Source organism: Kocuria salina (assembly GCF_013368965.1).
Taxonomy (GTDB): Bacteria; Actinomycetota; Actinomycetes; order Actinomycetales; family Micrococcaceae; genus Kocuria; species Kocuria rosea.
In genome coordinates this window covers 809,344-833,853 of the sequence record NZ_SSSF01000001.1, presented here as the reverse complement: position 1 = coordinate 833,853, position 24,510 = coordinate 809,344, and the positions used below count along the sequence as shown (strand labels likewise).

The window sequence follows — 24,510 nt, the reverse complement described above, 5'->3', positions numbered from 1 at the left end:
TGTGGTGGGGCGGCCACGGGTTCAGCCCCCGATCGCGCTCATCGGCCGCTCCGGCTGGACGTAGTCGGGTGAGTCCAGGCCCGTGTGGTCCATGCCGTGGGCGGCCGGCTTGGCCCACATCGCCGCCCGCCACCGCTCGGCGAGCTCGGCGTCGGTCGCACCGGCGCGCAGCAGCGGCAGCAGCTCGACCTCCTCGTGGGAGAACAGGCAGGACCGGACCCTGCCCTCGGCGGTGATCCGGGTCCGCTTGCAGTCGGCGCAGAAGGGCTCCGTCACCGAGGCGATGACACCCACGGTCCCCAGCGGCGCCTCCCCGGCCCCGGGAACCTCCTCGGGGGCCCCGGCGGGGGTGGTGGGGTGGACGTCCCAGAGCTCGGCCGGGGCGCCGTCGCGGGCGCCGGGGTGCGGGGTGAGCCGGAACCGGGTGCTGAGCCGGTGGCGGATCTGCGCGGCGGTGACCATCTCCGCCCGGGTCCAGCCGTGGTCGGCGTCCAGCGGCATCTGCTCGATGAACCGTAGGGCGAAACCGCGCTCCAGGGCCCAGGCGAGCAGCTCGGGGGCCTCGTGGTCGTTGACCCCGCGCATTAGCACCGCGTTGATCTTCACCGGGGCCAGCCCGGCGGCGGCCGCGGCCTCGGCCCCGGCCAGCACCTGCGCCAGGCGGTCCCGGCGGGCCAGGGCCCGGTAGGTCGCCGCGTCCAGGGTGTCCAAGGAGATGTTGATCCGGCTCAGCCCGGCCGCGGCCAGGGCCTGGGCCCGGGTAGCGAGGCCGATGCCGTTGGTGGTGAGCGAGACCGGCAGCTGCGGGTGGGCGGTGCGCACCCCGGCCACGATCTCCTCCAGGTCGGCCCGCACCAGGGGTTCCCCGCCGGTCAGGCGCAGCTCGGTGATCCCCAGCTGCCGGACCCCGACGTCGACGATGCGGGTGATCTCACCGGCGCTCATCAGCCGGGCGGCGGGCAGCCAGGGCAGGCCCTTGGCGGGCATGCAGTAGGTGCAGCGCAGATTGCACTTGTCGATGACCGACAGCCGCAGGTCGGTGGCCCGGCGGCCGTGCCGGTCGGCGAGCCCCGCCTCCCGGGGCGCGCCGCTGGGGCCCGGACCGGCACCGCGGATCTGCGGAAGTCCCAGGGAAACGCCCACGTCACCGCCTCCAACATATCGATCAGCGCAATAGCACAGACATCACTTGCGTTATTTGACCCACCTTATGGGGTCACCTTGCTGGTCCCCAAAAGTTACTGATCGTTCCTTGGGTTGCGCACAACACCGTGCGTCCCGGGCATTAGGGACACGATTAGGGCAGGCCGATATGACGAAATCCCAGTGATTCGAATCGAACGATTTTCGAAGCTTTCGGCTAGGGGAGCCAACCGCCCTAGATCCCCGACATGCCGCCTCAGGGAGCGCAATGGGCTCGCCTTCTGAAACAAAGTTCTCTTTCTGAAACATATGACACGTCAGCATTTACCACGGAATGCATTATGGCCAGAACAAGTCGTGGCGCGACGATCAGTAACGCGTAAGAATGGCATTCTTGCCGGCGCATTACTAGGTTTCTTTCCATGACGACCGAATCCGTCCCGCCGCGCACCGATGGTCCTGCCTCCGACGCCCTGCTCAAGCTCGGGAAGTTCTTCACCCGCTGGGAGGAGTCACCGGACGGCCGCGCGGTCTTCCGCGAGGGCGGGCGGGCCGGGGACGCGTTCTACCGGAACCGGTGGAGCCACGACAAGGTGGTCCGCTCCACGCACGGGGTGAACTGCACAGGCTCCTGCTCCTGGAAGATCTATGTCAAGGATGGGATCATCACCTGGGAGGCCCAAGAGACCGACTACCCCTCCGTGGGCCCGGACCGCCCGGAGTACGAACCACGCGGCTGCCCCCGCGGGGCCGCCTTCTCCTGGTACACCTACTCCCCCACCCGCGTGCGCTATCCGTACGTGCGCGGGGTGCTGCTGGAGATGTACCGGGCCGCCAAGGCAGAGGTCGGCGGGGACCCCGTCCTGGCCTGGCAGGCCGTGGTCGGGGACCCGGAGAAGCGCCGGGCGTTCCAGCAGGCCCGGGGCAAGGGCGGGCTGGTGCGCTCCAGCTGGCAGGAGGCCCTCGAGATGACCGCGGCCGCCCACGTGCACACGATCAAGACCTACGGCCCGGACCGGGTCACCGGGTTCTCCCCGATCCCGGCGATGTCCATGGTTTCCCACGCGGCCGGCGCCCGGTTCTTTAACCTCATCGGCGGGGTGATGAACAGTTTCTACGACTGGTACGCGGACCTGCCGGTGGCCAGCCCCCAGGTCTTCGGGGACCAGACGGACGTGCCCGAGTCGGGCGACTGGTGGGATGCGACCTATCTGATGATGTGGGGCTCCAACATCCCGGTCACCCGCACCCCGGACGCGCACTGGATGGTCGAGGCCCGCTACCGCGGCACCAAGGTCGTCTCGGTGAGTCCCGACTACTCCGACAACACGAAGTTCGCCGACGAGTGGCTGCCCGCCCAGGCCGGCACCGACGCCGCCCTGGCCATGGCCATGGGCCACGTGATCCTGAAGGAGAACTTCGTGGACCGGCGGGTGCCGTTCTTCGAGGACTACGTGGTGCAGTACACCGACCTGCCCTTCCTCGTCACCCTCGAGCAGCGCCCAGACGGCACCGTGGTGCCCGGCAAGTTCCTCACTGCCCAGGACCTGGGGCAGACAGAGGCCGCGGACGCGGCGTTCAAGACCGTGCTCCTGGACCGGGACGCGGGCACTCCGGTGGTGCCCCAGGGGTCGACGGGCTTCCGCTACAACGAGGCCGACGAGGGGAAGTGGAACCTGGACCTGCAGGGGGTGCGCCCGGCCCTGTCCGTCGCCGACTCAGCGTCCTACGAGCAGGCCACTAGCGTGATCGATCTGCCCGCGTTCACCGATGCCACGGGCGAGGGCTCGGTGGTCCACCGCGGGGTGCCGGTCACCGAAGTGGCCGGACGCACGGTGACCACGGTCTTCGACCTCATGCTCGCCCAGTATGGGGTGGGCCGGGCCGGGCTACCCGGCCAGTGGGCGTCCGGGTACGACGACGTGGCGACCCCCTACACCCCGGCGTGGCAGGAGGAGATCACCTCGGTCCCGGCGGCGGCGGTGGCCCGCATCGCCCGGGAGTTCGCCACCAACGCGGAGAAGTCCGGCGGCCGGTCGATGATCATTCTCGGGGCCGGCATCTGCCAGTGGTACCACGGGGACGTCACCTACCGGGCGATCTTGGCGATGCTGATGCTGTGCGGGTGTCAGGGCCGCAACGGCGGCGGGTGGGCGCACTACGTGGGCCAGGAGAAGACCCGACCGATCACCGGCCAGGCCACGATGGCCGCGGCCACCGACTGGACCCGCCCGCCGCGGTTCATGATCGGCACCGCGTTCTGGTACATGCACACTGACCAGTTCCGCTCCGACGGGTACTCCTCCGACTCGCTGCAGTCCCCGCTGGCCCAGGGTCACCTGAAGGGCATGCACACCGCCGACGTGGTCGCCAAGTCCACCCGCATGGGGTGGATGCCGTTCTTCCCGCAGTTCGACCAGAACTCCCTGGACGTGGCCGACGCCGCTTCCGAGGGTGTGGCCCGCGGGGAAGCACCTGATGAGGCCCGGTGGGTCGCGGATCGACTCAAGGCGCAGGACATGCGTTTCGCCGTCGAGGACGTCGACGCTCCGCAGAACTGGCCGCGCACCCTGATGCTGTGGCGTTCCAACCTGCTGGGCTCCTCCGCTAAGGGTGAGGAGTACTTCCTCAAGCACCTGCTGGGCACCCACCACAACGTCCTGGGCTCCGACCACTCCACCTCCCGCCCGAAGGACGTGACCTGGCACGAGCAGGCCCCGGAGGGCAAGCTCGACCTGCTCGTATCGGCCGACTTCCGGATGACCAGCTCCACCCTGCTCTCCGACGTCGTGTTCCCCGCCGCGACCTGGTACGAGAAGCACGACCTGTCCTCCACCGACATGCACCCCTACGTGCACGCCTTCACCCCGGCGATCAACCCGCCGTGGGAAGCGAAGACGGACTACGACCTGTTCCGGCTGCTGGCCGAGGAGTTCTCCCGGCAGGCGAAGGTGCACCTCGGGGTGCGCAAGGACATGGTGGCCACCGCGCTCACCCACGACACCCCGGGCGAGCTCGCCCAACCCGGGGGCCACGCCCCGGATTGGAAGGGCACCGACGTCCCGGCGGTACCGGGCAAGAACCTGCCGAACCTCCAGGTGGTGGAGCGCGACTACACCGCGGTCGGGGAGAAGTTCTCCGCGGTCGGGCCACTGGCTGAGAAGCTGGGCCTCACCACGAAGTACATCACCTACGACGTCTCCCACCAGGTGGACCAGCTGGCGCGCCTGCACGGGGTGTTCGACTCCGGGGCCGCGGCGGGCCGCCCGGCCGTGGACACCGACGCGCGGATGGCGGAGGCGATCCTGCTCTTCTCCGGGACCACCAACGGGGAGCTGGCCGTGCAGGGCTTCGAGACCCTCGAGAAGCGCACCGGGGTGGAGCTCGCAGACCTCGCCCGCGGCTCCGAGGAGAAGCGCATCACCTTCGCCGACACCCAGGCCGGCCCGGTCCCGGTGATCACCTCCCCGGAGTGGTCCGGCTCCGAGACCGGGGGGCGGCGCTACGCCCCGTTCACCGTCAACATCGAACGGCTCAAGCCCTTCCACACCCTCACCGGGCGGATGCACTTCTTCCTGGACCACGACTGGCTCAAGGACATGGGTGAGTCCCTGCCGATCTACCGGCCGCCCCTGGACATGCACCGCCTGTTCGGGGAACCCAAGCTCGGGCAGCGCGGGGAGCTGTCGATCGCCGTGCGGTATCTGACCCCGCACAACAAGTGGTCGATCCACTCGGAGTACCAGGACAACCTGTTCATGCTCTCCCTGGCCCGCGGGGGCACCACGGTGTGGATGAGCCCCCAGGACGCCGCACTCATCGAGGTCGCCGACAACGACTGGGTCGAGTGCCTCAACACCAACGGCGTCTACATCGGCCGGGCCATCGTCTCCCACCGGATGCCGGCCGGGGTGGTCTACGTCCACCACGCCCAGGAGCGCCTGATCGACGTCCCGAAGTCCGAGGCGACCGGGCGCCGCGGCGGGATCCACAACTCGGTCACGCGCATCCTCGTCAAACCCACCCACATGATCGGCGGCTACGCGCAGCTGTCCTGGGCCTTCAACTACCTCGGGCCCACCGGCAACCAGCGCGACATCGTCTCCGTGGTCCGCAAGCGCTCCCAGGAGGTCCAGTACTGATGCGAGTCATGGCCCAGGTCGCCATGGTGATGGCCCTCGACAAGTGCATCGGGTGCCACACCTGTTCGGTGACGTGCAAGCAGGCGTGGACGAACCGCGCCGGCACGGAGTACGTGTGGTTCAACAACGTGGAGACCCGTCCCGGGCAGGGCTATCCCCGCCGGTACGAGGACCAGGAGAAGTGGAAGGGCGGCTGGGAGCTCAACCGCCGCGGCAACCTCAAGCTCAAATCCGGCGGGCGCTGGGCGAAGCTGGCCGGCTTGTTCGCCAGCCCCGTCCAGCCCGAGCTCAACGACTACTACGAGCCGTGGACCTACGACTACGAGACCCTCACCAACGCCCCCGCCGGCACCGACTTCCCCGTCGCCCGACCGAAGTCCCTGATCACCGGCGAGGACATGAAGATCTCCTGGTCGGCCAACTGGGACGACAACCTCGGCGGCGCCCCGGAGATGGGCCACCTGGACCCGATCGTGGAGAAGGTCCGGAAGGAGTCGGAGGAGAAGATCAAGTTCGAGTTCGAGCAGACCTTCGCCTTCTACCTCCCCCGGATCTGCGAGCACTGCCTGAACCCCTCCTGCATGGCCTCCTGCCCCTCGGGGGCGATCTACAAGCGCACCGAGGACGGCATCGTACTGGTCGACCAGGACAAGTGCCGCGGCTGGCGCCAGTGCGTCACCGGCTGCCCGTACAAGAAGATCTACTACAACCACAAGTCCGGCAAGGCCGAGAAGTGCACCTTCTGCTACCCCCGCATCGAGGTCGGGATCCCCACGGTGTGCGCCGAGACCTGCGTGGGCCGGCTGCGCTACATCGGCATCTTCCTCTACGACGCCGACCGGGTCACCGAAGCCGCCGCGACCCCGGACGAACAAGACCTCTACGAGGCGCAACTGGACCTGATGCTCGACCCGCACGACCCGACAGTGATCGCCGCCGCCCGGGCCGAGGGCATCCCCGAGGACTGGCTGGACGCGGCGCGGAAGTCCCCGGTCTACACCCTGGCCAAAGAGCTGCGGGTGGCCCTGCCCCTGCACCCCGAGTACCGGACGATGCCGATGGTCTGGTACGTCCCGCCACTGTCGCCGGTCGTGGACCTGCTCAAGGACCAGGGCCACGACGGCGAGGACGCCGCCAACCTCTTCGGGGCGATCGACTCCCTGCGCATCCCGGTCGAGTACCTGGCCGAGCTGTTCACCGCCGGGGACACCGAGAAGATCCGGGAGGTGCTCAACAAACTGGCAGCCATGCGCTCCTACATGCGCGACATCGCCCTGGGCGAGGAAGCGGACGAGGCGATCGCCGAAGCCGTCGGGATGACCGGGACCGAGATCCAGAAAATGTACCGGCTCATGGCGATCGCCAAGTACGAGGAACGCTACGTCATCCCCTCCGCGCACCTGGAGGACGCGCACAACCTCGAGGAGATCGGCTGCTCCCTCGACGTGGACGGTGGGCCCGGCATGGGCCAGACCGGGGTGTTCGGCGAAGCCTCCGGAACGCCGATGCCGGTCGCGGCCGAGAACTTCGCGGCCCTGCAGGCACGGCAGCGCGGGACCGACCCCACCGGAAACGAGGAACTGGGAGGGCGGGTCAACCTGCTCAACTGGGACGGGCGGGGCAAGCCCCAGGGCCTGTTCCCGCCCCAGGACGGGAACGGGGCGCGCTGATGGGGCTGCTGGAGAAGCTGCTCGGCAAGGCCGGGCCGGGCACCCTCGACCCGGGCGCCTACGCCGACCCGGACCCCCGGCGCAGCGCGGTGACCCGGCAGGCCGCCGCAGTGCTGCTGGGCTACCCGGACCCGGCGATGCTCGAGGTGCTCCCGCTGCTGCACGGGGCGCTCACAGAGGTAGAGGCCCCCGTGGAGGAGGTCGAGGAGCTGTTCGAGTGGTTCACGGCTCGCCCCTTGGATGAGGTGCAGGCCGACTACGTCCAGGAGTTCGACCTGTCCCGGCGGCACAGCCTGCACCTGACCTACTGGACCGACGGGGACACCCGACGCCGTGGGGAGGCACTGGCGGCCTTCAAAGAGATCTACCGCTCCCACGGGGCGCAGCTGGACGAGTCCGAGCTGCCGGACTACCTGCCACTGGTGCTGGAGTTCACCGCGAAGGTCTCCCCCGAGGACGGCTACGAACTGCTGCAGCGCTACCGCCCGTCCCTGGAGCTGCTGCGGCTGTCCCTGCGCGACGACGGCCTGCCGCACCGCGGCGCCCTCGCCCTGGTGTGCTCCACCCTGCCCGGGGTCTCCCCGGAGGACCGCGACGCGGTGATGCGGATGGCCGGCTACGGCCCGCCCACCGAATCCGTGGGCCTGGACCCCTACGACCCCCGGCTGCTGCCCGTCACCGAAAGGAACAGCCCATGATCCCCACCGCTCCGCCTCCCGAGACCGTCGAGATCGGGGTGGGGGACGTCCTGTTGTGGGGTGCCCTGCCCTACGTCGTGCTGGCGCTGATCATCGGCGGCTCGATCTGGCGCTACAAGTACGACCAGTTCGGTTGGACCACCCGCTCCTCCCAGCTCTACGAGTCCCGCATCCTGCGCATCGCCTCCCCGCTGTTCCACTTCGGCATCCTCGCAGTGCTGGCCGGGCACGTCATGGGGCTGGTGATCCCCCGCACCTGGACCGACGCCGTCGGGATCAACGAGCACCTGTACCACATCATGGCCCTGGGCATCGGCACGATCGCCGGGGTGGGCACCCTGGTCGGGATCGTGCTGCTCATCTGGCGCCGGCGCACCACCGGGCCGGTGTTCATGGCCACCACCAAGAACGACAAGCTCATGTACGTCATGCTCGTCGGCGCGCTGCTCACGGGCCTGGGCACCACGGTGCTGTCCCTGTTCGACACCACCGTGGTCGACTACCGCCAGACCGTCTCCCCGTGGTTCCGCTCCATCTGGATCTTCCAACCCGACGTCGCCGCCATGGCCGCGGCCGGCCCCGGCTTCAAGGTGCACGCCCTGTGGGCGATGGCGCTCTTCGCGCTGTGGCCCTTCACCCGCCTGGTGCACGCCTTCACCGCACCGGTGCACTACCTGTTCCGCCCCTACATCGTCTACCGCTCCCGTGACCGCGCCTCCGGAACGAACCTGGCCCCGGTGCGCCGGGGTTGGGAGCCCGTGGGCACCCGGGACCGGGCCCGTGGCACCACGAAAGCACCCACGGGCCGCAACCGCGCCGGTCGCCACTGACGTCTCGCCCTGCCCACCGAACGCACGAGGACAGCCATGTCATCCACCTCCCCCGCGACCTCTTCCGGCACCACTGCCCCTGACCTCAAGGCCGGGCAGCTGCGCAACCTGCTCCTGGCCACCCTGGCGTCCGCAGTCGGCTTCTGGGCCTGGACGATCGTGGGGCCGCTGGCCAAGCGCTATGCCCAGCAGATGGACCTCGACGCCACCCAGACCTCGGTGCTGGTGGCCATGCCGATCCTCGTCGGCGCCGTCTGCCGGGTGCCCGTTGGCGCGTTGACCGACCGCTACGGCGGGCGGGTGATGTTCACCGTCATCCTGGGCATCACCGCTCCCCTGGTGCTCGTCACCGGGCTCGTCGGGCAGCTGGGCAGCTTCGGACTGCTCGTGGCCGTGGCGTTCTTCCTCGGCATCGCCGGTACCGTCTTCGCCGTGGGCGTCCCGTTCTGCTCGGGGTGGTACGAATCCCACCGCAAGGGCTTCGCCACCGGGGTCTTCGGCGCCGGTATGGCCGGCACCGCCGTCTCCGCGTTCCTCACCCCCCGCCTGGTGACCGGGATCGGATACCTGGGCGCCCACGTCCTGATCGCGGTGATCGTGGGAGTCATGGCTGTGCTGTGCTGGGCGCTGCTACGGGACTCTCCCGTGCACGGGGCCAAGGCCCCCGAGCCGGTCCTACCGAAGATCAAACACGCGTTCACGCTGAAAGTCACCTGGCAACTGTGCTTCCTCTACGGGGTCGTCTTCGGGGCGTTCGTCGCGTTCTCCAACTACCTGCCGACCTACCTCGACAACGTCTACGACTTCGACGCCACCGCCGCCGGCACCCGCACCGCCGGCTTCGCCCTGGCCGCCGTCATCGCCCGACCCATCGGCGGGATCCTGGCCGACAAGATCGGGCCGAAGACGGTGACCCTGACCGCTCTGTCCGGCACCGCCGTGCTCGCCATGGTCGTAGCCTTCCAACCCGGTCAGGAACGCGTCTACGGCCCCACCTTCCTGCTCATGGCACTCTTCCTCGGCCTGGGCACCGGCGGTGTCTTCGGCTGGGTCGGCCGAGCCGCCCCGGCCAAGGACGTCGGCACCATCGGCGGCATCATCGCCGCCGCCGGCGGCCTGGGCGGATACTTCCCGCCGCTGGTCATGGGCGCCACCTACAACGCCGAGCACAACAGCTACTTCGTGGGCCTGACCCTGCTGGCCGGCTTCGCGATCCTGTCCCTGCTGCTCGCCCTCACCGTACGCAACGGCGGGAAAGTCGACGAACGAACCCACCCCTGAACACCACCACCAACTGCCCCCACCGCCGGCGCGGAGGTCCCCGCGCACCGCGCTGACGGCCACCCACGACAGGACACACATGACAGGCCATCCCTCGGCCGATGACGCCATCCCCCACGCACCCCCGCTGGCCGGACCCGCCACGGCACCGGGACCGGCCACGGATCCCGTCCGGTCCGATTGGAACCCGCGGGGCCCGCAGGTCCGTCGCGATCCTGTGGCCGCCTACGACAAGCTGCGCTCACGCTGTCCCGTGGCCCGCGATGCCAGTGGTGCTTGGACGTTGTTCACCCACGCTGACGTCACTGCCGCCGCGCTGGACCACGAGAGCTTCTCCAACGCAGTCTCCCGCTACCTCCAGGTGCCCAACGGTCTTGACGGCCCTACCCACACGGCCTTCCGCGCCCTCGTGGAGCGGTTCTTCACCCCTGAGCGGATGAGCGCCCTGGAGCCGGTGGTGCAGCGGGTCGCCACCGACCTGGTGGGCCAGCTCGAGGTCCCCGGCCCGATCGACGCCGTGGCGGTCGGCTCCCGCTTCGCCGTGCGCGCACAGACGGCCTGGCTGGGGTGGCCTGCAGGCCTGGAGGAGGATCTGCTGCAGTGGATGCAGGACAACCATGCCGCCACCCGCTCCCGGGACCGTTCCCGCACCACTGAGGTCGCCCAGCGCTTCGACGCCATCATCCGATCCTTGACCGACGTCCGCCGCGAGGCCGGCGACGGTGCGCCCGATGACGTGACCACTGAGCTTGTGCGTGCCCAGGTTGATGGGCGGGAGCTCAGCGACGATGAGATCGTCTCGATCCTGCGCAACTGGACCGGCGGTGACTTGGGGTCGATGGCGTTGTGCACCGGCGTGGTACTGACTTATCTGGCCGATCAACCCGAGTTGCAGGCCCGGCTGCGCTCGGGGGTGTCCGACCGGGAGTTCGACGCGATCCTCGATGAGATCCTGCGGATCGATGACCCGTTCGTCGCCAACCGCCGCATCACGACGGAACCCGTCACAGTCGGTGGTCGAGAGCTGGCCGCCGGCGACCGGGTGCTCCTGAACTGGACCGCCGCCAACCGCGACCCGCGGATCTTCGCTGACCCGGACGCGTTCGACCCGGTCGGCAACGCCCCGTACAACCTGGTGTACGGGATCGGCAAGCACGTGTGCCCTGGCAGGCCGCTGGCGACCCTCGAGCTGCGAGTACTGACCCGCGCCGCCCTGGCGGCGACGGCCGTGATCGAGCCCGATCCGGACCGGCCCCGGGAACGCGAGTTGCCGCCCGTGGGTGGGTTCGCCACCGCTCCGCTGCGCCTGCGGTGACACCCACCGCTCCGGCGGGAACACCGACCCCGTGTCGGGGTGGAGGAATCAGCCTCTCCCCGGCCGGGGCCGAGCACGCGTCGCTTGTCGGGACGCCCGAGCAGCCAACCCCTGGGGTTTAGTAGTTCTGGGGCGGGTCGGAGGCGGGGAAGGAATCGAGTCCCCACTGCTCGATCTTCGCTTCGTTCCGTTCGTACTGGGCGGCGGCTGTTTCCGCGTTCTTGATCAGCTGCTGGAGCTGGACGGTTTCGACGCTGGTGCGCGTCGCCGTGGCGATGCGGGGGCTCGTGGTCGGACTGGTCTTCTGGCACATGGGATGTTCCTTCTGTGGGCTGGATCCGCTCTCTCGCGCCCCGCCTCAAGATGAGTCGACAGGTGCCGGTGTGACGGCCCCCGTCAATGGGCTGGGGCCGCCACACCGGCGCCCTTGTTCTCACCGCATGAGGCTCCGGGCGTGCCCATGATCAGCACACGGGGGTGGGTTCGATGACGATCTTGCCGGTGGCGTGACCGGCCTCGACCTCGGCGATCGCCCGTCCTGCTTCTGCCAGGGGATAGCAGGCGGTGACGTGGGGATCGACGAGTCCGTATTCGATGACCTCGGTGATCTTTTCCATCGCCTCCTCGGTGCGTTCCAGTGCCGCCCCGCCCAGTTCTGTGGCGGTCGTGGCGTCGGCCGCCGAGATGATCCTGGCCGGATCGGTAACCAGGCCGGCGACCTCGCCCAGGGCCTCACCCCCGACGAGGTCGACGATAAGGTCCACCCCCTCGGGGGCGACCTCGCGGACGCGGTCAGCAGCTCCTTCCCCGGAGGGGACGAAGGTCGCCCCGGTGCATTCGACGATCTTGCGCTTGGACTGGCTGGCGACGCCGATGACGGTGAACTGGTGGACGCGCCCAATTTGGGCGGCCATCAGTCCCACCCCGCCGCCGGCGCCAAGAATCAGCAATCTCTGGCCGGGTTCGAGTTCGAACTGGTGGGTGGCGTCATAGGCGGTGGCCGCAGCCACCGGGATGGTGGCGGCGTCGGCGAAGGAGATCTCCTCGGGCTTGGCGACCGCCTCGGCCGCCCGCACGAGGGTGTGCTCGGCGAACCCGCCGTGACCCGGAGCGACGGGGCCGAGGATCTCGTCGCCGACCGCGAAACCCTTTACGCCTTCCCCGAGATCGGTCACGACGCCGGAGACCTCCCGGCCCATCGGGGCCGGCAACTCCCGGTCCCGCCCCAGTACCCCGGAGCGGATCTTCCAGTCGACAGGATTCACCCCGGCGGCCCGAACCTCCACGGCCAGCTCGCCCGGGCCAGGCTGCGGGGCGGGCCGATCGAGGAGCTGTTGGGTCTCAGGACCGCCGAAATCGGTGAACACGTAGACCGTGGACATCGTCTTCCTCGTTTCTTCTCTAGAGGGTGTGGATGAGTGCGGGCTCAACCGGTCGGGGGTTCGTCCCGGCCGGTGGCCTCGGCCGCGTCCGCCTCCTCCTTGGTGGCGTAGGCGGCCTCGGCGGCGTGCTCGGGCGGGCTGTAGACGGTGTAGAGCACCAGGGGCTCATCCCCGGTGTTGCGGAAGTTGTGCCGGGCCCCGGCCGGGACCGCGCACTGGTCACCGGCCTCGATCGGATGCGTGTGCCCGTTCAGGTCGGCTTCCCCGGTGCCGGCGACGAAGGTGAGGATCTGATCGGTGTGCTCGTGGACCTCCTCGCCGATCTCACCACCGGTAGGGATGGTCATGACAACGATCTGAGCGTGTTGGCCGGTCCACAGCACCTGGCGGAAGTCGGGGTTGCTGCCAGCGATGTCGGCGATGGTGAAGTGCTCAATGTTGCCCTCGATGATGAAGTGCTCTTGCGCGCTCATGATGCTCCTCCTGCAGTGATGGTGGTCTCTCCGCCCGGGGCCGGGCAGGACTGGTGGTGCGTTCCGCCCCGTGGCGGGCGGTCCTGGTGTGGGGCCGCCCGCCACGGTGGTGTCCTAGGACCGGGATGTCACCCGGTCTGTGGCCGGGGCGGCCGGTGTGGTGCCCGTCGCGGGGGTGGTGTCCTGGGCGCGGCGCAGCAGCCGCATGGCGTTGGCGATCACGACGAGCACAGAAGCCTCGTGGACGAGCATCCCGATCGACATCGTGACCCCGCCGGCGAAGACCCCGGCCAACAACAGCACCACGGTGATCAGGGCGACGGTGATGTTCTGATGCATCACGGCCACGGTGCGCTTGGCCAGCCCGATCGCTTCGGGCAGCTTCAGCAGGTTGTCGCCCATCAGCGCGATGTCGGCGGTCTCCACGGCCACAGCCGAGCCGGCCGCGCCCATGGCCGCGCCGATGTCCGCGGTGGCCAGGGCGGGGGCGTCATTGACGCCATCGCCGACCATCACCACCAAGTGGCCCTCCCGCTGCAGCGCCGCGACCGCCTCGAGCTTGTCCTCGGGCAGCAACCCGGCGCGGATCTCGTCCACCCCGGTGACCTTCCCGATGGCCTGAGCCACCAACGGGGCGTCACCGGTGAGCATGACGACCTTCTCCACCCCGGCCTCGTGGAGCCGGGACACCATCTCGGTCGCGTCGGCCCTCACCTGGTCGGCCACGGCGATGACACCGATCACGGCATTGTCGACGGCCACGATCATGGGTGTCCGCCCAGCCGCGGCGAGCTTCTGGGCCGCAGCTGCAGCCTTCGGGTCGGTGATGCCGTACTGCTCCAGCAACACGGCGTTGCCGATCAGCACCCGCACCCCGTCAGTGGTCGACACGATGCCCTTGCCCGGGACTGGGTCGACCGCCTCGGGGACCACGGAGGCGCCCACGCCCTCGGCCGCAGCGGCGTCGAGGATCGGGCGGGCCAGGGGGTGCTCGGAGCCGGCCTCCGCGGCCGCGGCCCAGCCCAGCACGTCCGCGCGGTCCAGCGCCGGGTCCAAGACGACCACGTCGGTCAGCTGCGGGCGGCCCTCGGTGAGCGTGCCGGTCTTGTCCACGGCGACGGCGGTGATCCTCGCGGAGGTCTCCAGGAACTCCCCACCTTTGATCAGGATGCCATTGCGGGCCGCACGGCCGATGCCGGCCACGATGGCGACCGGGATGGAGATCACCAGGGCTCCGGGACAGCCGATGACTAGCAGGGTCAGGGCGAGCACCACGTCCCCGGTGATCAAGCCACCGACCAGTGCCAGGACCATGATTGCGGGGGTGTACCAGGTGGAGAAGCGGTCGATGAATGCCTGGGTGGCCGCCTTGGCGTCCTGGGCCTCCTCCACCCGGTGGATGATGCGGGCCAGCGTGGTGTCGGCGCCGATGCCGGTGGCCAGCACCTGAAGAAACCCGCCGCGGGAGACGGTCCCGGCGAAGACCTGGTCGCTCTTGGCCTTCTCCACCGGGATGGACTCACCGGTGATGGAAGCCTCGTCCACGGCACCGGTGCCGGCCACGACTTGGCCGTCGACGGGAACCTTGGCGCCGTTCTTGACCAGCACCACCTCGCCCATCGCCACGTCCGCGGCCGGAACCTCGACCTGCTCCCCGTCACGCAGGACCACGGCGGTGTCCGGGGCGACCGCGACGAGCTCGGCCAGCGCCGAGCGGGTCTTGTTGAGGGTGGCCGACTCCAGGGCGTGGCCGACCGCGAAGAGGAAGGTCACCGCGGCGGCCTCCCAGTAGTTGCCGATGATGACCGCCCCGATGGCGGCGACCGCCACCAGCAGGTCGATCCCGACCGTACGAGCGACCAGCGCCCGGGCAGCCTTGACCACGATGTTGTAGCCGGCAACCACGGCCGCAGCGATCATCAGCACATCCGCCCACCGGACCGAGCCGACGACATTGGAGGCCGCGAACGAGGCGAGGATCAGCGCCCCCGCAACCGCGGGGATCGCCCACCGGCCGTACATCCAGCTCTGCACCCTGTTCATGGTGTCCGTCCTTTCCGAGGACTCCTACACCCCCGATGGGGGGCTTGTTCACGACGCTACGCAGAACCCACAGACCAGAACATGACGGGGGTCAATCAACCGCGAACCGCTGAGAAGACCCGCCACGACTCAGTGATGCGGACACAGCGAAAGCGCCGCTGCCGGGCCTCCTGGGAAGGTCGCGGCAGCGGCGCGGGCCGTGGTGATGGACCAGCTCAGAAGACGGCAGGGCGGGCGGTGTAGCCGGCCTTGGCAACAGCGGCGACGATCTCCTCCACACTCACGTGGGCAGGGTCGTGGTCGACCTCGATGCGGGCCGAGGCGAAGTGGACCTTCACCGCCGAAACGCCCTTGAGACGCCCGACGCGCTTCTCGATCTTGGCCACACACGACGGGCAGGAGAAGCCCTCGGCACGCAGGACCGTGTGAGTGGTGGTGGCTGTGGTGGTGGTCATGGTCGGGGTTCCTCTCCCTGTTGTGGAGTACTCACCTCATCGGGTGTGTCTCCAACCTACGCAGGGCCGGGTCCTCGAACCATGACGGGCGTCAATCAACCGCGAAGCTCGGAGGACCAGGCCTCCGTTCCGGCGATCTCCGTCAGCCGGCGCGGGTCGCGCACAGCGGTCCAGCGGCGGCCGGCGTTGATGACACCGTCCTTGCGCCACCGGCTCATCACCCGGGAGACGGACTCCGGGGTCGACCCGGTCATCCCGGCCAGGTCCGCCCGCGACAGCGGCAGCTCGATCAGCGTCCCGCCCTCGCGAGCGGGCTCCCCGAACTTCTCCGCCAGGCGCAGCAGGACCGCCGCCAGTCGCTCGGCCACGGTGGCCGTGGACTGCCGGGTAACGTCGGAACGGGCCTGGGCGAGCAGCGCGGCGGTGTCCTCAAGCACCCGCAGCCCCACCACCGGGTGCTCGCCGAGGATCTGACGGAACGCGTCATCGCCAACCCGCAGGGCGCACACGGTGGTCAAAGCCTCGACTGTCTCGGCGTAGGCTTCCTGGCCGAGGGTGCGTAGCCCGCCGAACAGGTCTCCCGGCCCTAGCAGCTCCACCACGACCTCTTGCCCATTCGGTGCGGTCCGGTAAGCCTTGGCCCGTCCCGCGGCCACGAGGTAAAGGTGTTCGGCAGGCGCTCCTTCGACATGGAGCGCGTCCCCCTCAGCCCAGGACAGGGAGGTCATCCTTCGGTCGATGTCCGCCAGCTGCTCCTCGACCAGCCCGGCGAACATCGGTGTCCGGGACAGCACCTGCATCCGCACCGGCGCCGGGCAGGAGTGGGGCTGCGCGCAGGTCGACCGCAACGGGATCCGCCGCCGAGAAGACACCGGGCTAGCATCCGGGGACATCCGCGCCGGCGACCCCTGCAGGCCCTCGGCGTGCGAGGAGGTGCTCATGCTGTTCCCTTCAGGCCAGGTAGGGGAAACGGCACCAGGTACGGGGCGCCCACCTGGTCACCGGATCGCGTCGTTCGAATTCCACCGTACTCCCACAGCATTCGGCCCCGGCCCCGCGTCCCGCTTTCACGGACCCCGACCCGCATCAGCAACATGGCTTCTTCCCCCAGACCTTCTCCAATGGGGGTGCATCTCACAGACACCACCAGTGCGCGCAGAGCTTTCCCCGCTGACGTGTCGCTGGCGCCCGTTCGGCGTGGCGCGCGGGGAGTCCTGCAGCTTCCAGGAGGAGCGTGGACGCTGTGAACACCTCACGTCCCGAATCGACTCCTCCAGCCCATCAGCAGCGGAAGCCGCCCCGGGACTTCGCCGCCGTCCTGCCGCTGTTGGTGGGCTCGGCTGTGGGCGCGGCCGGGGGCAGCACCTTCGTGCTGGCCAACGCCTCCGCACTGGTCCCACCGCGGCCCGGACTGACCCTGGTTGCCTAGGGCGTGCTCGCGCTCGGATGGTTGGCCGCGACACTGCTGCACCGGCACGACCCCGCCGTAGCACGGCCGCGCCGGCATGCCCTGACGATTTACGTGACGAGTGTGGTGGCGACGCTGGTGCTGATCCCACTCGCCACCACGGCCTTCGGCACCCTCGAGGCAGAGCCCCTGCGTCCCGCGGCCATCGCCGCGGCGGTGGGTCTTTTCGTCACTCCCACGGCAGGGCCCGCAGCCGCAGTGCTGGCCGGGTTGACGATGCTGGCCTCGATCACGCTCTACAACCTCCGTCACTAGCCAGCACTCCACGGCCCGGAAAGCAACCCACAGTGCATCAGACCCGCCGGGTTCGGCGTGAGGTCGTTGCACGGAGGCCGGACTATGGACGAGGAGGTTCAGGAGGTGTCTCCGTCGACGGGTTCGACCTTAGGGTCCGTTGCCGGGGTGCAGCGAGTATGTGGGGGCAGTGCTGCGCTCAGATGCGGGGCGATGTGTGCCAGCTGGGCGAGATAGCCGTGGGCGTCCAACTCGGTCAACGCGAGGCGAACCTGGGCCTTGGCCGTGCTGGCGCGGGCTGCGAGCTCAGCCAAAGCCAGGGTGTGCTCGGGGCGGGTGCGGGCCACCGCGCGCAGCACCCGACGGGCCTCCACGCTCAGCCGGGAGTCGGCGCCCGCCTGGTGGATCAGAGCCTCCAGGGCCGGGCGCAGGGCGGCAAAGGCCGCCGCCCGCGACAGCGGATCGGCCACGGGGACCGCCCAGTCGGCGTGCGCTGCGGCAGGGTGGGCATCGTTCATGCGGGCCTCCTCAACCGGGGCAGCTACCTGCGAATGGACGATGTGCTGCCACAGGGACGGAGGGACGGTCATGAGTGCCGTAAGGGGCCGCCAGCCCGACGGCAGAAGCGTCGCCCCCCGACGACGGAGCCCAAGGCCCCAGCTCTTCTGCCGCCAGGACGGCGGCTATTCGACCGGTCTGGAATGGGCCAGCCCCCCGGCTGCGCCCTCTGACACGGTCCACACTAGGTGGCCCAGCCCCCCGACTGAGCACCGTGCGCGATACCCCAACCGTACCGACCGGTAAGGAAAAGATCGACTTTCATAATGTCCCCACTTCCGCCGGTGAGACGCCCCGCCGTGCTGACGAGGCGGTCCGGGGCCGGGTTGTCCGCCCAGAGGCGGTTTCCGCCGGCGCGTACGGCAGGCTGGAATTGCTGGGCCCCCCGGTCCTGCGGACACCGACTCCGACCGCATCGGCTAAGCCTTCCCCTGGGGATGCCGTCTGCGTGGTGCTGGCCCGGTGCCTGTTATGGGTTCCAGGCCATGACGCCATCGGCTGCACGTCCGGGGACGTCGACGAAGCCCTCCGCCGCATAGAGCTTCTTGGCGTAGTTGTCGGCCTCCACCGACAGGCTGAGCCGGGGCACCCCTCGAGCTCGCGCGTCGTCCTGCACCCGGCGCAGGAGCGCCCTGCCCACTCCCCGGCCACGCCAGTCGCCCCGCACCCACAGGCTCACTTCCGGGGTGTCCTCGGCGAGGAATCCGTAACCAGGATCATCCGGGGGCAGGAATTGGGCCCAGACAACGCCGATGGCGCCCTTACCGACTTCGGCCACCCAACCGAAGTCGCCGCGCTGGGGATCAACGACCGTGTAGTGGGCGAACTCCGACCGCGTGCGCACATCGGCCGCTATGAACCGCTGCCCGCACCAGTTGAGGTTCCCGAGCGTGGCCGCGGCCAGCAACGCGTTCTCCGCTGCCATCAACGGTCGCAAGGAGAAGTCATGGAGCACGGGGTCATCGTATGGCCGCAACCAGATGCCGAACCTCAACTGCATCATCATTCCCGCGGGCAATGTCCGGTAGCACCGCAGCCACCCTGATGCTCACCGAAGGCTGGGACGTGAAGGTCGTTGCCCAGCTGCTGGGTCACGCTTCGGTGACCACCACCTCCAAGTACCTCGACGAACTGCCCGGACAGCTGAGGTGGCGGTCAACGCCCTCCTGACTCCGGTGGATCCGTAGGAGTTCGCTGCACCGTTGCCGTGGGGCGTGTGCTGCCCCCGAGAGCTTCATGGGAGTTAGCACATGAGATAAAGCCTTGAATAGCCATTCGAGTGTGATGTTGCTTACTATGTCTCCACCATTCGCGGAGCTGCTCGTGGGAGCAACTCCGGCTCCCTTGGGCGATCGTTGTTCTGAGGGAGTCTGATGTCTATCACCTTTGAGCCCGTGCCCCTGACGGATCGACGGCTCTTCGAGGCCCGGGTCAGTGAAGCCGCGGTCGCCCTGCACCACGAGGGCCACGATCCGGAGAGGATCTGCCAGGAAGCGGCGCGGATTGGTCAGTGGTACCCCTGGGTGGACGCCCGCACGGTGGCCAATGCCCTGGTGGACGCCTTGGGCCCGGGATGGGGCGCCATCTACCTGCATTGGCTGTGGGGCCAGGACGACGACTCCTGACCCATTGCTCCTCGGTAACAGCACCCTGTGGAGAGCGTGCAAGCACGGCCAGCACGCCCATCAGGACAGGACCTGCCCCCGCACGGGCCAACCCCACAGGCAATGTCGTTCTCGTGGAGCGGCTGATAATCGGCCATATGTAAAGCAAAGTCGACCTCAGCGGCTGCGGCGGCGCCAGAAGCACGTCCGGACGCGGAGCCGATCCCCGGACGACGCTTGTGGAGGTGGTTCAGTCGGTGCGGATCAGGCACCACGCCTGGTCGAAGCGGCGGGCTTCGAGGTCGGTGGTGCGCATCCAAACCTCGAGGCTTCCGGCGTCGCCGAACCACCCCTCCAGGGCCGTCCAGCTCTCCAGGTCCAGGACCAGACGGTGCTCATCGCCAGGACCATGTAGCGGCAGCGCCTCGGCCAGCAGGGCCCGGGAGTTGATCTCCCCGTGCTGGCTGTGGCCGTAGACGTGGCTGACCGGCACCGGGTATCCCTCGGTGGAGCCGGTGCGCTGAGCCAGCCATGCCCTTTGCAGGGCCTCTTCGAGCGCTTCGGCGGTCTCGAAGTCCTCCTGGGGCCCGCCGGCGGCGTCAGCGGCGGGGGGCAGAGTGAACCCGGGCAGGGCCAGCACGAGCTGGCAGGCCGGGGCCGGGACCTCGACATCGGCCGGGGGCTCCACCAAGGTGGTGCGGTCCGGCTCGGCCACCCAGCGCACCGACCACGCGCCCGCGTCCCGGTCGCCGGTCTCGTCGCCGAAGGTGCGCAGGTCGTGGAAGACCTCCAGCACCCCGGTGGTGGGCAGGCCTTCGCGCAGCCCCGGCCAGGCGGCCTTGCCCTGGGCGTCGAGCACTCCGGCCGTATCTGCCAGGTCAAGGGTGAGGACATGGGCCAGGGCCGTGCCATCGGCCGCCCGGGGCCACTGCTCCAGGGGCGCTGCGGCGGGCCCGCCCAGCCAGCTGACCCATCCCCCGGTGCTCCACAGCTCGGTCAGCTCCTCATCGCCGGGGGCGAAGGACTGCTCGCTGAGCACCGGGGAGAACGCCACCTGCTCCAGCAACCGGTCCGCGCCGGTAGGCCTGTTCTGCAACCAGGCTTGGATCTGGCCGAAGGGTCCATGCAGGGGCGCCTCGACGGCGCCACGCTTTTTGGCCATGACCGTCCTCTCTTCACGGGGGTGGGGAAATCGTAACGGCGGGCGAGTCGGCAGCAGCCCAGCGACGCTGCTGCCGGCCCGCCCGGATGGTGAGGGGCGCTCAGATGCGCACACCGCAGTGGCGTAGCAGGTTCACCCCGATCTGGTGCTGCTTGGAAAAGCCCTGGGCGTGCACCCACTGGCGCATGGTCTGACTGCTCGAGGCGTTGACGCCGAAGGACCGCACGCCCTTACGGGCCATCCAGGAGTTCACGCACCTCTGATGCACCTGAGTGGGGATCTGCACGAGGTTGTTCCGGTTGTGGATCGCCCGAGGATCCCAACCGCGATTTCTGATGGTGGACTGCTCCACCACGTGGTGCCACTGGTAATTGGCCCGCGGCGCCCCGACGGCGTTCTTGAACGAGGCGAACGAGCGGTAGCCGCCCCGGGTGGTGTAGGCCACCCCCGCCCGGATGGTCTGGGTGGCGAAGGCTCGGATGGCGTGCGGAGCCAGGGCCCGGGCGGCCGCGCCCAGGGCGATGGCCACCAGCGGCAGCGGATCCGAGACCACCGGGAAGACCGCATCGGTGGTGTCTACGACCTGGACCAGGTCCGTGCCCTGGACCTCGAAGCGGGTGGGCAGGGCCTGCCCACCGGCGTCCACCGCCCAGGGGGCTTGGAAGACCCCCACCAGGCTCTGCCCCTCCGGCAGCTCATCGCCGGCCGGGCCGAGCATTTCCGCGGGAGCGGTGTTGGCCGCCACGTCCTCGGCATCGATTTCGGCGGGATCCGGCAGCACCGACGCCAGGTCCACGGCCGCGACGTCGGCGGCGGTGACGCCATCGGCCACAGCGGTGGACTCCTGTGCGAGGGCGACCTCACCGGTGGGCAGTTCCATCAGCTGCACACCGTCCGGCAATCCCACCGCGTAGGAGTACTCATGCACGGCGGTGTCGCTGTAGGCCTCCTCCGCCACGGTCAGCACTCGCGCCGATCCGTCCTCGACGTTCTGGACCTCGGCGTGCAGATGGGGTGACTCCCCCGGATAGACCAGGGTTCCGTGATCCGTCAGCTGCGGGTCTGCGGTGGTGTCTACCGGCAGGGACAACTCGACCTCCAAACCGGCCCCCACCATGGCCGTCACCGTGGCTCCGTCGACGGCCACGGTGCCATCGGCTGCGGTGAAGCCTTCCCCGGTCGCCGCGAAGGCCTCCAGGGGCAACATTTGATCCGCCGCGGCCACTGCCTCAGTGGTGCTCGTTGTGACTTCCTGGGCCGCGGCCACGGCCTCCTCGGCCTGCGCCGGGCCCCCACCTACCGTGAGCACCAGCGCAGCAATCGCACCACCCGCCACGCACCCCTTGAACCTGCCCCACCGCGCCATCACGAGCTCCTCGTCTCCCACCCAAAAGTCCATTTGCAAAAACAAATGACTGTGAACGGGATGAAGCCTATAGCCGGCATGACAGGCGCGGCAGAACCTGCTGGGGCGGGTCCTTCCGCCTCAGCGAAGGCCTCACGTGACGGGTGTCCGGTCAGTGCCTGACCTCCGGATCTGCATGCCCGCGAGGGATCGGGCGATGTTCCGAGACTGAGGATCGCCGCTGGTAGGAACTGAACTCCCGAAGCGCTTCCCCCTGAAGCTGTTGCTGCACAGCCTGGCAACGGTGACATTGCGCAATCTGCAGAGCCCTCGAAGAAATCCCTTCACGAGGATGCCGACAGACCCGATGGAGGCAGTCACCGGCAACCACCACCACCGATCTGTCCCCTGAAACGGGGACCGCCTGCCGGCACCACTCCCGCCCAGTCCACCGATGACGCCCGTGGTCACCTGCAGTGCGTCGGCGAGCATGGCCGACGCCAGTTCAACGGCCGCTTCGCGACCACTGCGAGGTGGCAGGGGTTTGCCCACCGCACGGATGCACTATGGTCCTTCCGTGCAGGGCAGCCCTGCACAGCAACGCCTTTCCCAGGAGGACGCACCACATCATGGCCACCGACTACGACGCTCCGCGCACTCGCCCCGAGGACGAGCCGGCCAACGAGTCCCTGGAAGCGATCCAGGTCCAGCGCAGCGCCGCCACCCAGACCGCGGTCATCGACGCCGAGGACTTCGACACCGCCGAGGGCATCGACCTGCCCGGGGCGGACCTCTCGCACGAAGAACTCACCGTGGCCGTCATCCCCGAGCAGAGCGACGAGTTCACCTGCGGGGCCTGCTTCCTGGTCCGCCACCGCTCCCAGCTCGCCCGCACGAGCGCGGGCACCAGCTACTGCACCGACTGCGAGGGCTGAGGCGCGGCGCACACCCCCACGGATAACCCGACAGATCAGGGATGGACCCACGCAATCGCCTGTCGCAATCAGCGCTCCTGCAGGCAACCGCTAACCGGCCATATGTTAAGCAACAACGACTCCCGGGGGCTTGACCCGCTTGAGCGGGGGCTCGAGCTGCTGTGGGCCCACGAGGATGGAAAATTCAATCAGTGGGTGGGTCAGCGCAGTTGATCATGGCAGCAGTAAGGGGCGCTTCCGTTAGGTAAGCGCCCCTTGGGGTGTTCTGCTCCTGGCCTGGGCGAGGTGTTACGGGCGGTGCGGGCCGGACTTGCGGATCAGCGCTGTCAGTGCGATACCCGCCAGAGCCAGTCCGACGATGGCCAGCACCCAGGCGCCGGTCGTCAGGCCTGCGGCCACGAGGACCATTCCGCCGGCGGTGCTTTCTTGTGCTCCGTACATCTCATACTCCTTCTGCCGCGTACTGCGCGGCCCATCGGTCAGTCTTCTTGTTGGTGATCTTGGAGGTCAGCACGTCGAACCATGACCGGACGAACCATCCGGCCCGCATCCACATGAAAGCCTCATTGGGGAAGAAGGTGGCCGCGAGGAGCAGGTCCTTTTTGTCCCGGTGCGGTATTCGCATCGCTCGCTTGAGATCCAGGGCGACGAACAGCACCGGCAGCAGCCACCAGAACAAGATGAACTGCAGGTCCCCGATCGCCGCGAACCCGACCAGCACCACGATCCACAGCAGCTTCAGTGCAGCGTTCATGAGCCCCATCGCCTGCTGGGCCCAGTCCCGGAAGGTGAGGCGGTTGACCCCGAAGCTCAGCAGGTCCTCGATGGTGCCCACCTGCCACTTCAGCCGCTGGTTCCACAGGGACTTCAGGTCTTTCATGCTGTCTGTATACGCGCGCACTGTCGGGGACACCTGGCAGAAGTAGCCCAGCTCCCGCAGACGGTAGGTCAGCTCGAAGTCTTCAGTGGCACTGGTGTAGCACCAGGGCCCTTCCCGGTCCTCGCGGGCGGCCACCGCGGCCAGGGCCGCGCCGCTGATCGCGCAACCGGTGCCGGCGAGCACGTGGGTGGTGCCGCGCCGCAGGCTGGTGTCGGTCCACGTAGCGAACTCAGCCTTCTGCAGCCTCGACAGCAGGTCAGGTGCCTGCATGGTGAACTTCGACGAGGACCCGCCCAGGTGGGGCGCGTCGGTGAACTCCTGCGCCCAGTCCGCGAAAGCGTGCGGCGGCAGCCAGGTGTCGGCGTCGATGCACACGACCATGTCGGCGTCCTGGGCGTACTGGGCCCAGGCACGGTTGAGCGCCTCGGACTTCCGATGCTCCAGCTGCGGCAGCTCCATGACGGTCACCGGATAGCGTCGTGCCACCTCGGCCGTGTCATCGGTGCACCCGTTGGGAATCACCACCACCTGATCCGCGGGCCGCTCCTGGTCAAGGACGGCTTGGATCGTGGACCCGATGCTCGCGGACTCGTTGTAGGCAGGCACCAGCGCAACGATTTTCATTCGGCCCCCCAGCCATGAACATGCGGAGGCCATCTGGATCTATCAGCACCACCCCCACGGTGTGAACGAGGGCGACGTCTTCGCGCGAAGTCCCCACTTCGGCACGGCTCGTCGGAGCCCCCGCCCCTGAACTACTCAACAGTAAGGTCATCTGGTCTGTTACCGACAAGTATTACTTGATATGTCATTGGTGGACTCGTCACCATCAATGAAAGCGGCAAACCGGCAGGGTTCAGTAGGTAAGACCCCCTTGGCGCTGGCTAGACTT

At 68.8% G+C, this 24,510-nt stretch carries 24 protein-coding genes; 11 read left to right on the top strand and 13 right to left on the bottom strand.

Annotation, left to right across the window (positions count from 1 at the left end):
* Positions 1 to 21 precede the first annotated feature (21 nt).
* On the bottom strand, positions 22 to 1,143 hold the full coding sequence (gene moaA / locus E7Z53_RS03895; protein WP_058874006.1) for a GTP 3',8-cyclase MoaA: 1,122 nt from the start codon (positions 1,141 to 1,143) through the stop codon (positions 22 to 24).
* 422 nt (positions 1,144 to 1,565) lie between these two features.
* On the opposite strand from moaA, the gene E7Z53_RS03890 reads away from it, so the two are divergent.
* The 6 genes from E7Z53_RS03890 to E7Z53_RS03865 all read left to right on the top strand — a co-directional run bounded on the left by E7Z53_RS03890 (position 1,566) and on the right by E7Z53_RS03865 (position 11,079).
* Complete coding sequence (locus E7Z53_RS03890; RefSeq protein ID WP_176337200.1) at positions 1,566 to 5,285, top strand: nitrate reductase subunit alpha; 3,720 nt, start codon at positions 1,566 to 1,568, stop codon at positions 5,283 to 5,285.
* Positions 5,285 to 6,955 carry a nitrate reductase subunit beta gene (gene narH / locus E7Z53_RS03885; protein WP_176337199.1) on the top strand — a complete coding sequence of 557 codons (1,671 nt, stop codon included), beginning with the start codon at positions 5,285 to 5,287 and terminating at the stop codon, positions 6,953 to 6,955. Before E7Z53_RS03890 ends, narH begins: the two co-directional genes overlap by 1 nt.
* On the top strand, positions 6,955 to 7,653 hold the full coding sequence (gene narJ / locus E7Z53_RS03880; RefSeq protein WP_017834488.1) for a nitrate reductase molybdenum cofactor assembly chaperone: 699 nt from the start codon (positions 6,955 to 6,957) through the stop codon (positions 7,651 to 7,653). Before narH ends, narJ begins: the two co-directional genes overlap by 1 nt.
* Complete coding sequence (gene narI, locus E7Z53_RS03875) at positions 7,650 to 8,483, top strand: respiratory nitrate reductase subunit gamma (protein WP_109244522.1); 834 nt, start codon at positions 7,650 to 7,652, stop codon at positions 8,481 to 8,483. Before narJ ends, narI begins: the two co-directional genes overlap by 4 nt.
* 36 nt (positions 8,484 to 8,519) lie before the next feature.
* Positions 8,520 to 9,764 (top strand): MFS transporter, encoded by a 1,245-nt coding sequence (locus E7Z53_RS03870; protein WP_176337198.1) that lies wholly within the window; start codon positions 8,520 to 8,522, stop codon positions 9,762 to 9,764.
* Positions 9,765 to 10,047: 283 nt separating this feature from the next.
* The gene (locus E7Z53_RS03865; RefSeq protein WP_242630410.1) at positions 10,048 to 11,079 is read left to right on the top strand and encodes a cytochrome P450; all 1,032 of its coding nucleotides are present in this window, start codon (positions 10,048 to 10,050) and stop codon (positions 11,077 to 11,079) included.
* Positions 11,080 to 11,197: 118 nt separating this feature from the next.
* On the opposite strand, the gene E7Z53_RS03860 is transcribed toward E7Z53_RS03865, so the two are convergent.
* From E7Z53_RS03860 to E7Z53_RS03835, 6 genes are all read right to left on the bottom strand, one after another.
* Complete coding sequence (locus tag E7Z53_RS03860; protein WP_017834492.1) at positions 11,198 to 11,392, bottom strand: hypothetical protein; 195 nt, start codon at positions 11,390 to 11,392, stop codon at positions 11,198 to 11,200.
* A gap of 151 nt (positions 11,393 to 11,543) precedes the next feature.
* On the bottom strand, positions 11,544 to 12,461 hold the full coding sequence (locus E7Z53_RS03855; protein ID WP_017834493.1) for an NADP-dependent oxidoreductase: 918 nt from the start codon (positions 12,459 to 12,461) through the stop codon (positions 11,544 to 11,546).
* A 44-nt stretch (positions 12,462 to 12,505) separates the two neighbouring features.
* Complete coding sequence (locus tag E7Z53_RS03850) at positions 12,506 to 12,934, bottom strand: cupin domain-containing protein (protein ID WP_017834494.1); 429 nt, start codon at positions 12,932 to 12,934, stop codon at positions 12,506 to 12,508.
* A gap of 114 nt (positions 12,935 to 13,048) precedes the next feature.
* On the bottom strand, positions 13,049 to 14,977 hold the full coding sequence (locus tag E7Z53_RS03845; RefSeq protein ID WP_176337197.1) for a heavy metal translocating P-type ATPase: 1,929 nt from the start codon (positions 14,975 to 14,977) through the stop codon (positions 13,049 to 13,051).
* Positions 14,978 to 15,192: 215 nt separating this feature from the next.
* The gene (locus E7Z53_RS03840) at positions 15,193 to 15,432 is read right to left on the bottom strand and encodes a heavy-metal-associated domain-containing protein (protein ID WP_058874014.1); all 240 of its coding nucleotides are present in this window, start codon (positions 15,430 to 15,432) and stop codon (positions 15,193 to 15,195) included.
* A 95-nt stretch (positions 15,433 to 15,527) separates the two neighbouring features.
* A complete protein-coding gene (locus E7Z53_RS03835) occupies positions 15,528 to 16,373 on the bottom strand; it encodes a Crp/Fnr family transcriptional regulator (protein ID WP_058874015.1) in 846 nt (281 codons plus the stop codon).
* Between the two features lie 302 nt (positions 16,374 to 16,675).
* On the opposite strand from E7Z53_RS03835, the gene E7Z53_RS03830 reads away from it, so the two are divergent.
* Together E7Z53_RS03830 and E7Z53_RS03825 are read left to right on the top strand one after the other, a co-directional pair.
* The gene (locus tag E7Z53_RS03830; RefSeq protein WP_176337196.1) at positions 16,676 to 16,861 is read left to right on the top strand and encodes a hypothetical protein; all 186 of its coding nucleotides are present in this window, start codon (positions 16,676 to 16,678) and stop codon (positions 16,859 to 16,861) included.
* A gap of 3 nt (positions 16,862 to 16,864) precedes the next feature.
* Positions 16,865 to 17,155 (top strand): hypothetical protein, encoded by a 291-nt coding sequence (locus E7Z53_RS03825; RefSeq protein WP_176337195.1) that lies wholly within the window; start codon positions 16,865 to 16,867, stop codon positions 17,153 to 17,155.
* Between the two features lie 98 nt (positions 17,156 to 17,253).
* Here E7Z53_RS03825 and E7Z53_RS03820 read toward each other — a convergent pair whose 3' ends face one another.
* Both E7Z53_RS03820 and E7Z53_RS03815 read right to left on the bottom strand, forming a co-directional pair.
* Positions 17,254 to 17,652, bottom strand: coding sequence for a helix-turn-helix domain-containing protein (locus E7Z53_RS03820; protein ID WP_058874016.1), 399 nt, complete (start codon positions 17,650 to 17,652; stop codon positions 17,254 to 17,256).
* A gap of 509 nt (positions 17,653 to 18,161) precedes the next feature.
* A complete protein-coding gene (locus E7Z53_RS03815; protein ID WP_242630411.1) occupies positions 18,162 to 18,647 on the bottom strand; it encodes a GNAT family N-acetyltransferase in 486 nt (161 codons plus the stop codon).
* Positions 18,648 to 18,709: 62 nt separating this feature from the next.
* Between E7Z53_RS03815 and E7Z53_RS03810 the strand changes: the two genes are divergently transcribed.
* The gene (locus E7Z53_RS03810) at positions 18,710 to 18,862 is read left to right on the top strand and encodes a tyrosine-type recombinase/integrase (RefSeq protein WP_242630412.1); all 153 of its coding nucleotides are present in this window, start codon (positions 18,710 to 18,712) and stop codon (positions 18,860 to 18,862) included.
* 203 nt (positions 18,863 to 19,065) lie between these two features.
* Positions 19,066 to 19,317: a hypothetical protein gene (locus E7Z53_RS03805; RefSeq protein ID WP_176337194.1), complete on the top strand. Its 252-nt coding sequence runs from the start codon at positions 19,066 to 19,068 to the stop codon at positions 19,315 to 19,317.
* A gap of 229 nt (positions 19,318 to 19,546) precedes the next feature.
* Here the strand turns inward: E7Z53_RS03805 and E7Z53_RS03800 are convergent, their stop codons facing one another.
* Together E7Z53_RS03800 and E7Z53_RS03795 are read right to left on the bottom strand one after the other, a co-directional pair.
* Entirely contained in the window at positions 19,547 to 20,458 is a 912-nt protein-coding gene (locus E7Z53_RS03800; protein WP_058874195.1) for a DUF1963 domain-containing protein, read from the bottom strand.
* A gap of 100 nt (positions 20,459 to 20,558) precedes the next feature.
* On the bottom strand, positions 20,559 to 21,857 hold the full coding sequence (locus E7Z53_RS03795) for a hypothetical protein (protein ID WP_176337193.1): 1,299 nt from the start codon (positions 21,855 to 21,857) through the stop codon (positions 20,559 to 20,561).
* Between the two features lie 575 nt (positions 21,858 to 22,432).
* Between E7Z53_RS03795 and E7Z53_RS03790 the strand changes: the two genes are divergently transcribed.
* Positions 22,433 to 22,738 (top strand): DUF4193 domain-containing protein, encoded by a 306-nt coding sequence (locus E7Z53_RS03790; protein WP_035929432.1) that lies wholly within the window; start codon positions 22,433 to 22,435, stop codon positions 22,736 to 22,738.
* Between the two features lie 288 nt (positions 22,739 to 23,026).
* Here the strand turns inward: E7Z53_RS03790 and E7Z53_RS03785 are convergent, their stop codons facing one another.
* Together E7Z53_RS03785 and E7Z53_RS03780 are read right to left on the bottom strand one after the other, a co-directional pair.
* Complete coding sequence (locus tag E7Z53_RS03785; protein WP_176337192.1) at positions 23,027 to 23,179, bottom strand: hypothetical protein; 153 nt, start codon at positions 23,177 to 23,179, stop codon at positions 23,027 to 23,029.
* Between the two features lies 1 nt (position 23,180).
* Complete coding sequence (locus E7Z53_RS03780; RefSeq protein WP_176337191.1) at positions 23,181 to 24,242, bottom strand: glycosyltransferase; 1,062 nt, start codon at positions 24,240 to 24,242, stop codon at positions 23,181 to 23,183.
* Positions 24,243 to 24,510 lie beyond the last annotated feature (268 nt).

What these genes read in the sequence shown, in the direction of transcription:
- E7Z53_RS03890 (WP_176337200.1), top strand. Translation starts at nt 1,566, where the DNA reads ATGACGACCGAATCCGTCCCGCCGCGCACCGATGGTCCTGCCTCCGAC.
- narH (WP_176337199.1), top strand. Translation starts at nt 5,285, where the DNA reads ATGCGAGTCATGGCCCAGGTCGCCATGGTGATGGCCCTCGACAAGTGC.
- narJ (WP_017834488.1), top strand. Translation starts at nt 6,955, where the DNA reads ATGGGGCTGCTGGAGAAGCTGCTCGGCAAGGCCGGGCCGGGCACCCTC.
- narI (WP_109244522.1), top strand. Translation starts at nt 7,650, where the DNA reads ATGATCCCCACCGCTCCGCCTCCCGAGACCGTCGAGATCGGGGTGGGG.
- E7Z53_RS03870 (WP_176337198.1), top strand. Translation starts at nt 8,520, where the DNA reads ATGTCATCCACCTCCCCCGCGACCTCTTCCGGCACCACTGCCCCTGAC.
- E7Z53_RS03860 (WP_017834492.1), bottom strand. Translation starts at nt 11,392, where the DNA reads ATGTGCCAGAAGACCAGTCCGACCACGAGCCCCCGCATCGCCACGGCG.
- E7Z53_RS03855 (WP_017834493.1), bottom strand. Translation starts at nt 12,461, where the DNA reads ATGTCCACGGTCTACGTGTTCACCGATTTCGGCGGTCCTGAGACCCAA.
- E7Z53_RS03850 (WP_017834494.1), bottom strand. Translation starts at nt 12,934, where the DNA reads ATGAGCGCGCAAGAGCACTTCATCATCGAGGGCAACATTGAGCACTTC.
- E7Z53_RS03845 (WP_176337197.1), bottom strand. Translation starts at nt 14,977, where the DNA reads ATGAACAGGGTGCAGAGCTGGATGTACGGCCGGTGGGCGATCCCCGCG.
- E7Z53_RS03840 (WP_058874014.1), bottom strand. Translation starts at nt 15,432, where the DNA reads ATGACCACCACCACAGCCACCACCACTCACACGGTCCTGCGTGCCGAG.
- E7Z53_RS03835 (WP_058874015.1), bottom strand. Translation starts at nt 16,373, where the DNA reads ATGAGCACCTCCTCGCACGCCGAGGGCCTGCAGGGGTCGCCGGCGCGG.
- E7Z53_RS03820 (WP_058874016.1), bottom strand. Translation starts at nt 17,652, where the DNA reads ATGAACGATGCCCACCCTGCCGCAGCGCACGCCGACTGGGCGGTCCCC.
- E7Z53_RS03810 (WP_242630412.1), top strand. Translation starts at nt 18,710, where the DNA reads ATGTCCGGTAGCACCGCAGCCACCCTGATGCTCACCGAAGGCTGGGAC.
- E7Z53_RS03805 (WP_176337194.1), top strand. Translation starts at nt 19,066, where the DNA reads ATGTCTATCACCTTTGAGCCCGTGCCCCTGACGGATCGACGGCTCTTC.
- E7Z53_RS03800 (WP_058874195.1), bottom strand. Translation starts at nt 20,458, where the DNA reads ATGGCCAAAAAGCGTGGCGCCGTCGAGGCGCCCCTGCATGGACCCTTC.
- E7Z53_RS03795 (WP_176337193.1), bottom strand. Translation starts at nt 21,857, where the DNA reads ATGGACTTTTGGGTGGGAGACGAGGAGCTCGTGATGGCGCGGTGGGGC.
- E7Z53_RS03790 (WP_035929432.1), top strand. Translation starts at nt 22,433, where the DNA reads ATGGCCACCGACTACGACGCTCCGCGCACTCGCCCCGAGGACGAGCCG.
- E7Z53_RS03785 (WP_176337192.1), bottom strand. Translation starts at nt 23,179, where the DNA reads ATGTACGGAGCACAAGAAAGCACCGCCGGCGGAATGGTCCTCGTGGCC.
- E7Z53_RS03780 (WP_176337191.1), bottom strand. Translation starts at nt 24,242, where the DNA reads ATGAAAATCGTTGCGCTGGTGCCTGCCTACAACGAGTCCGCGAGCATC.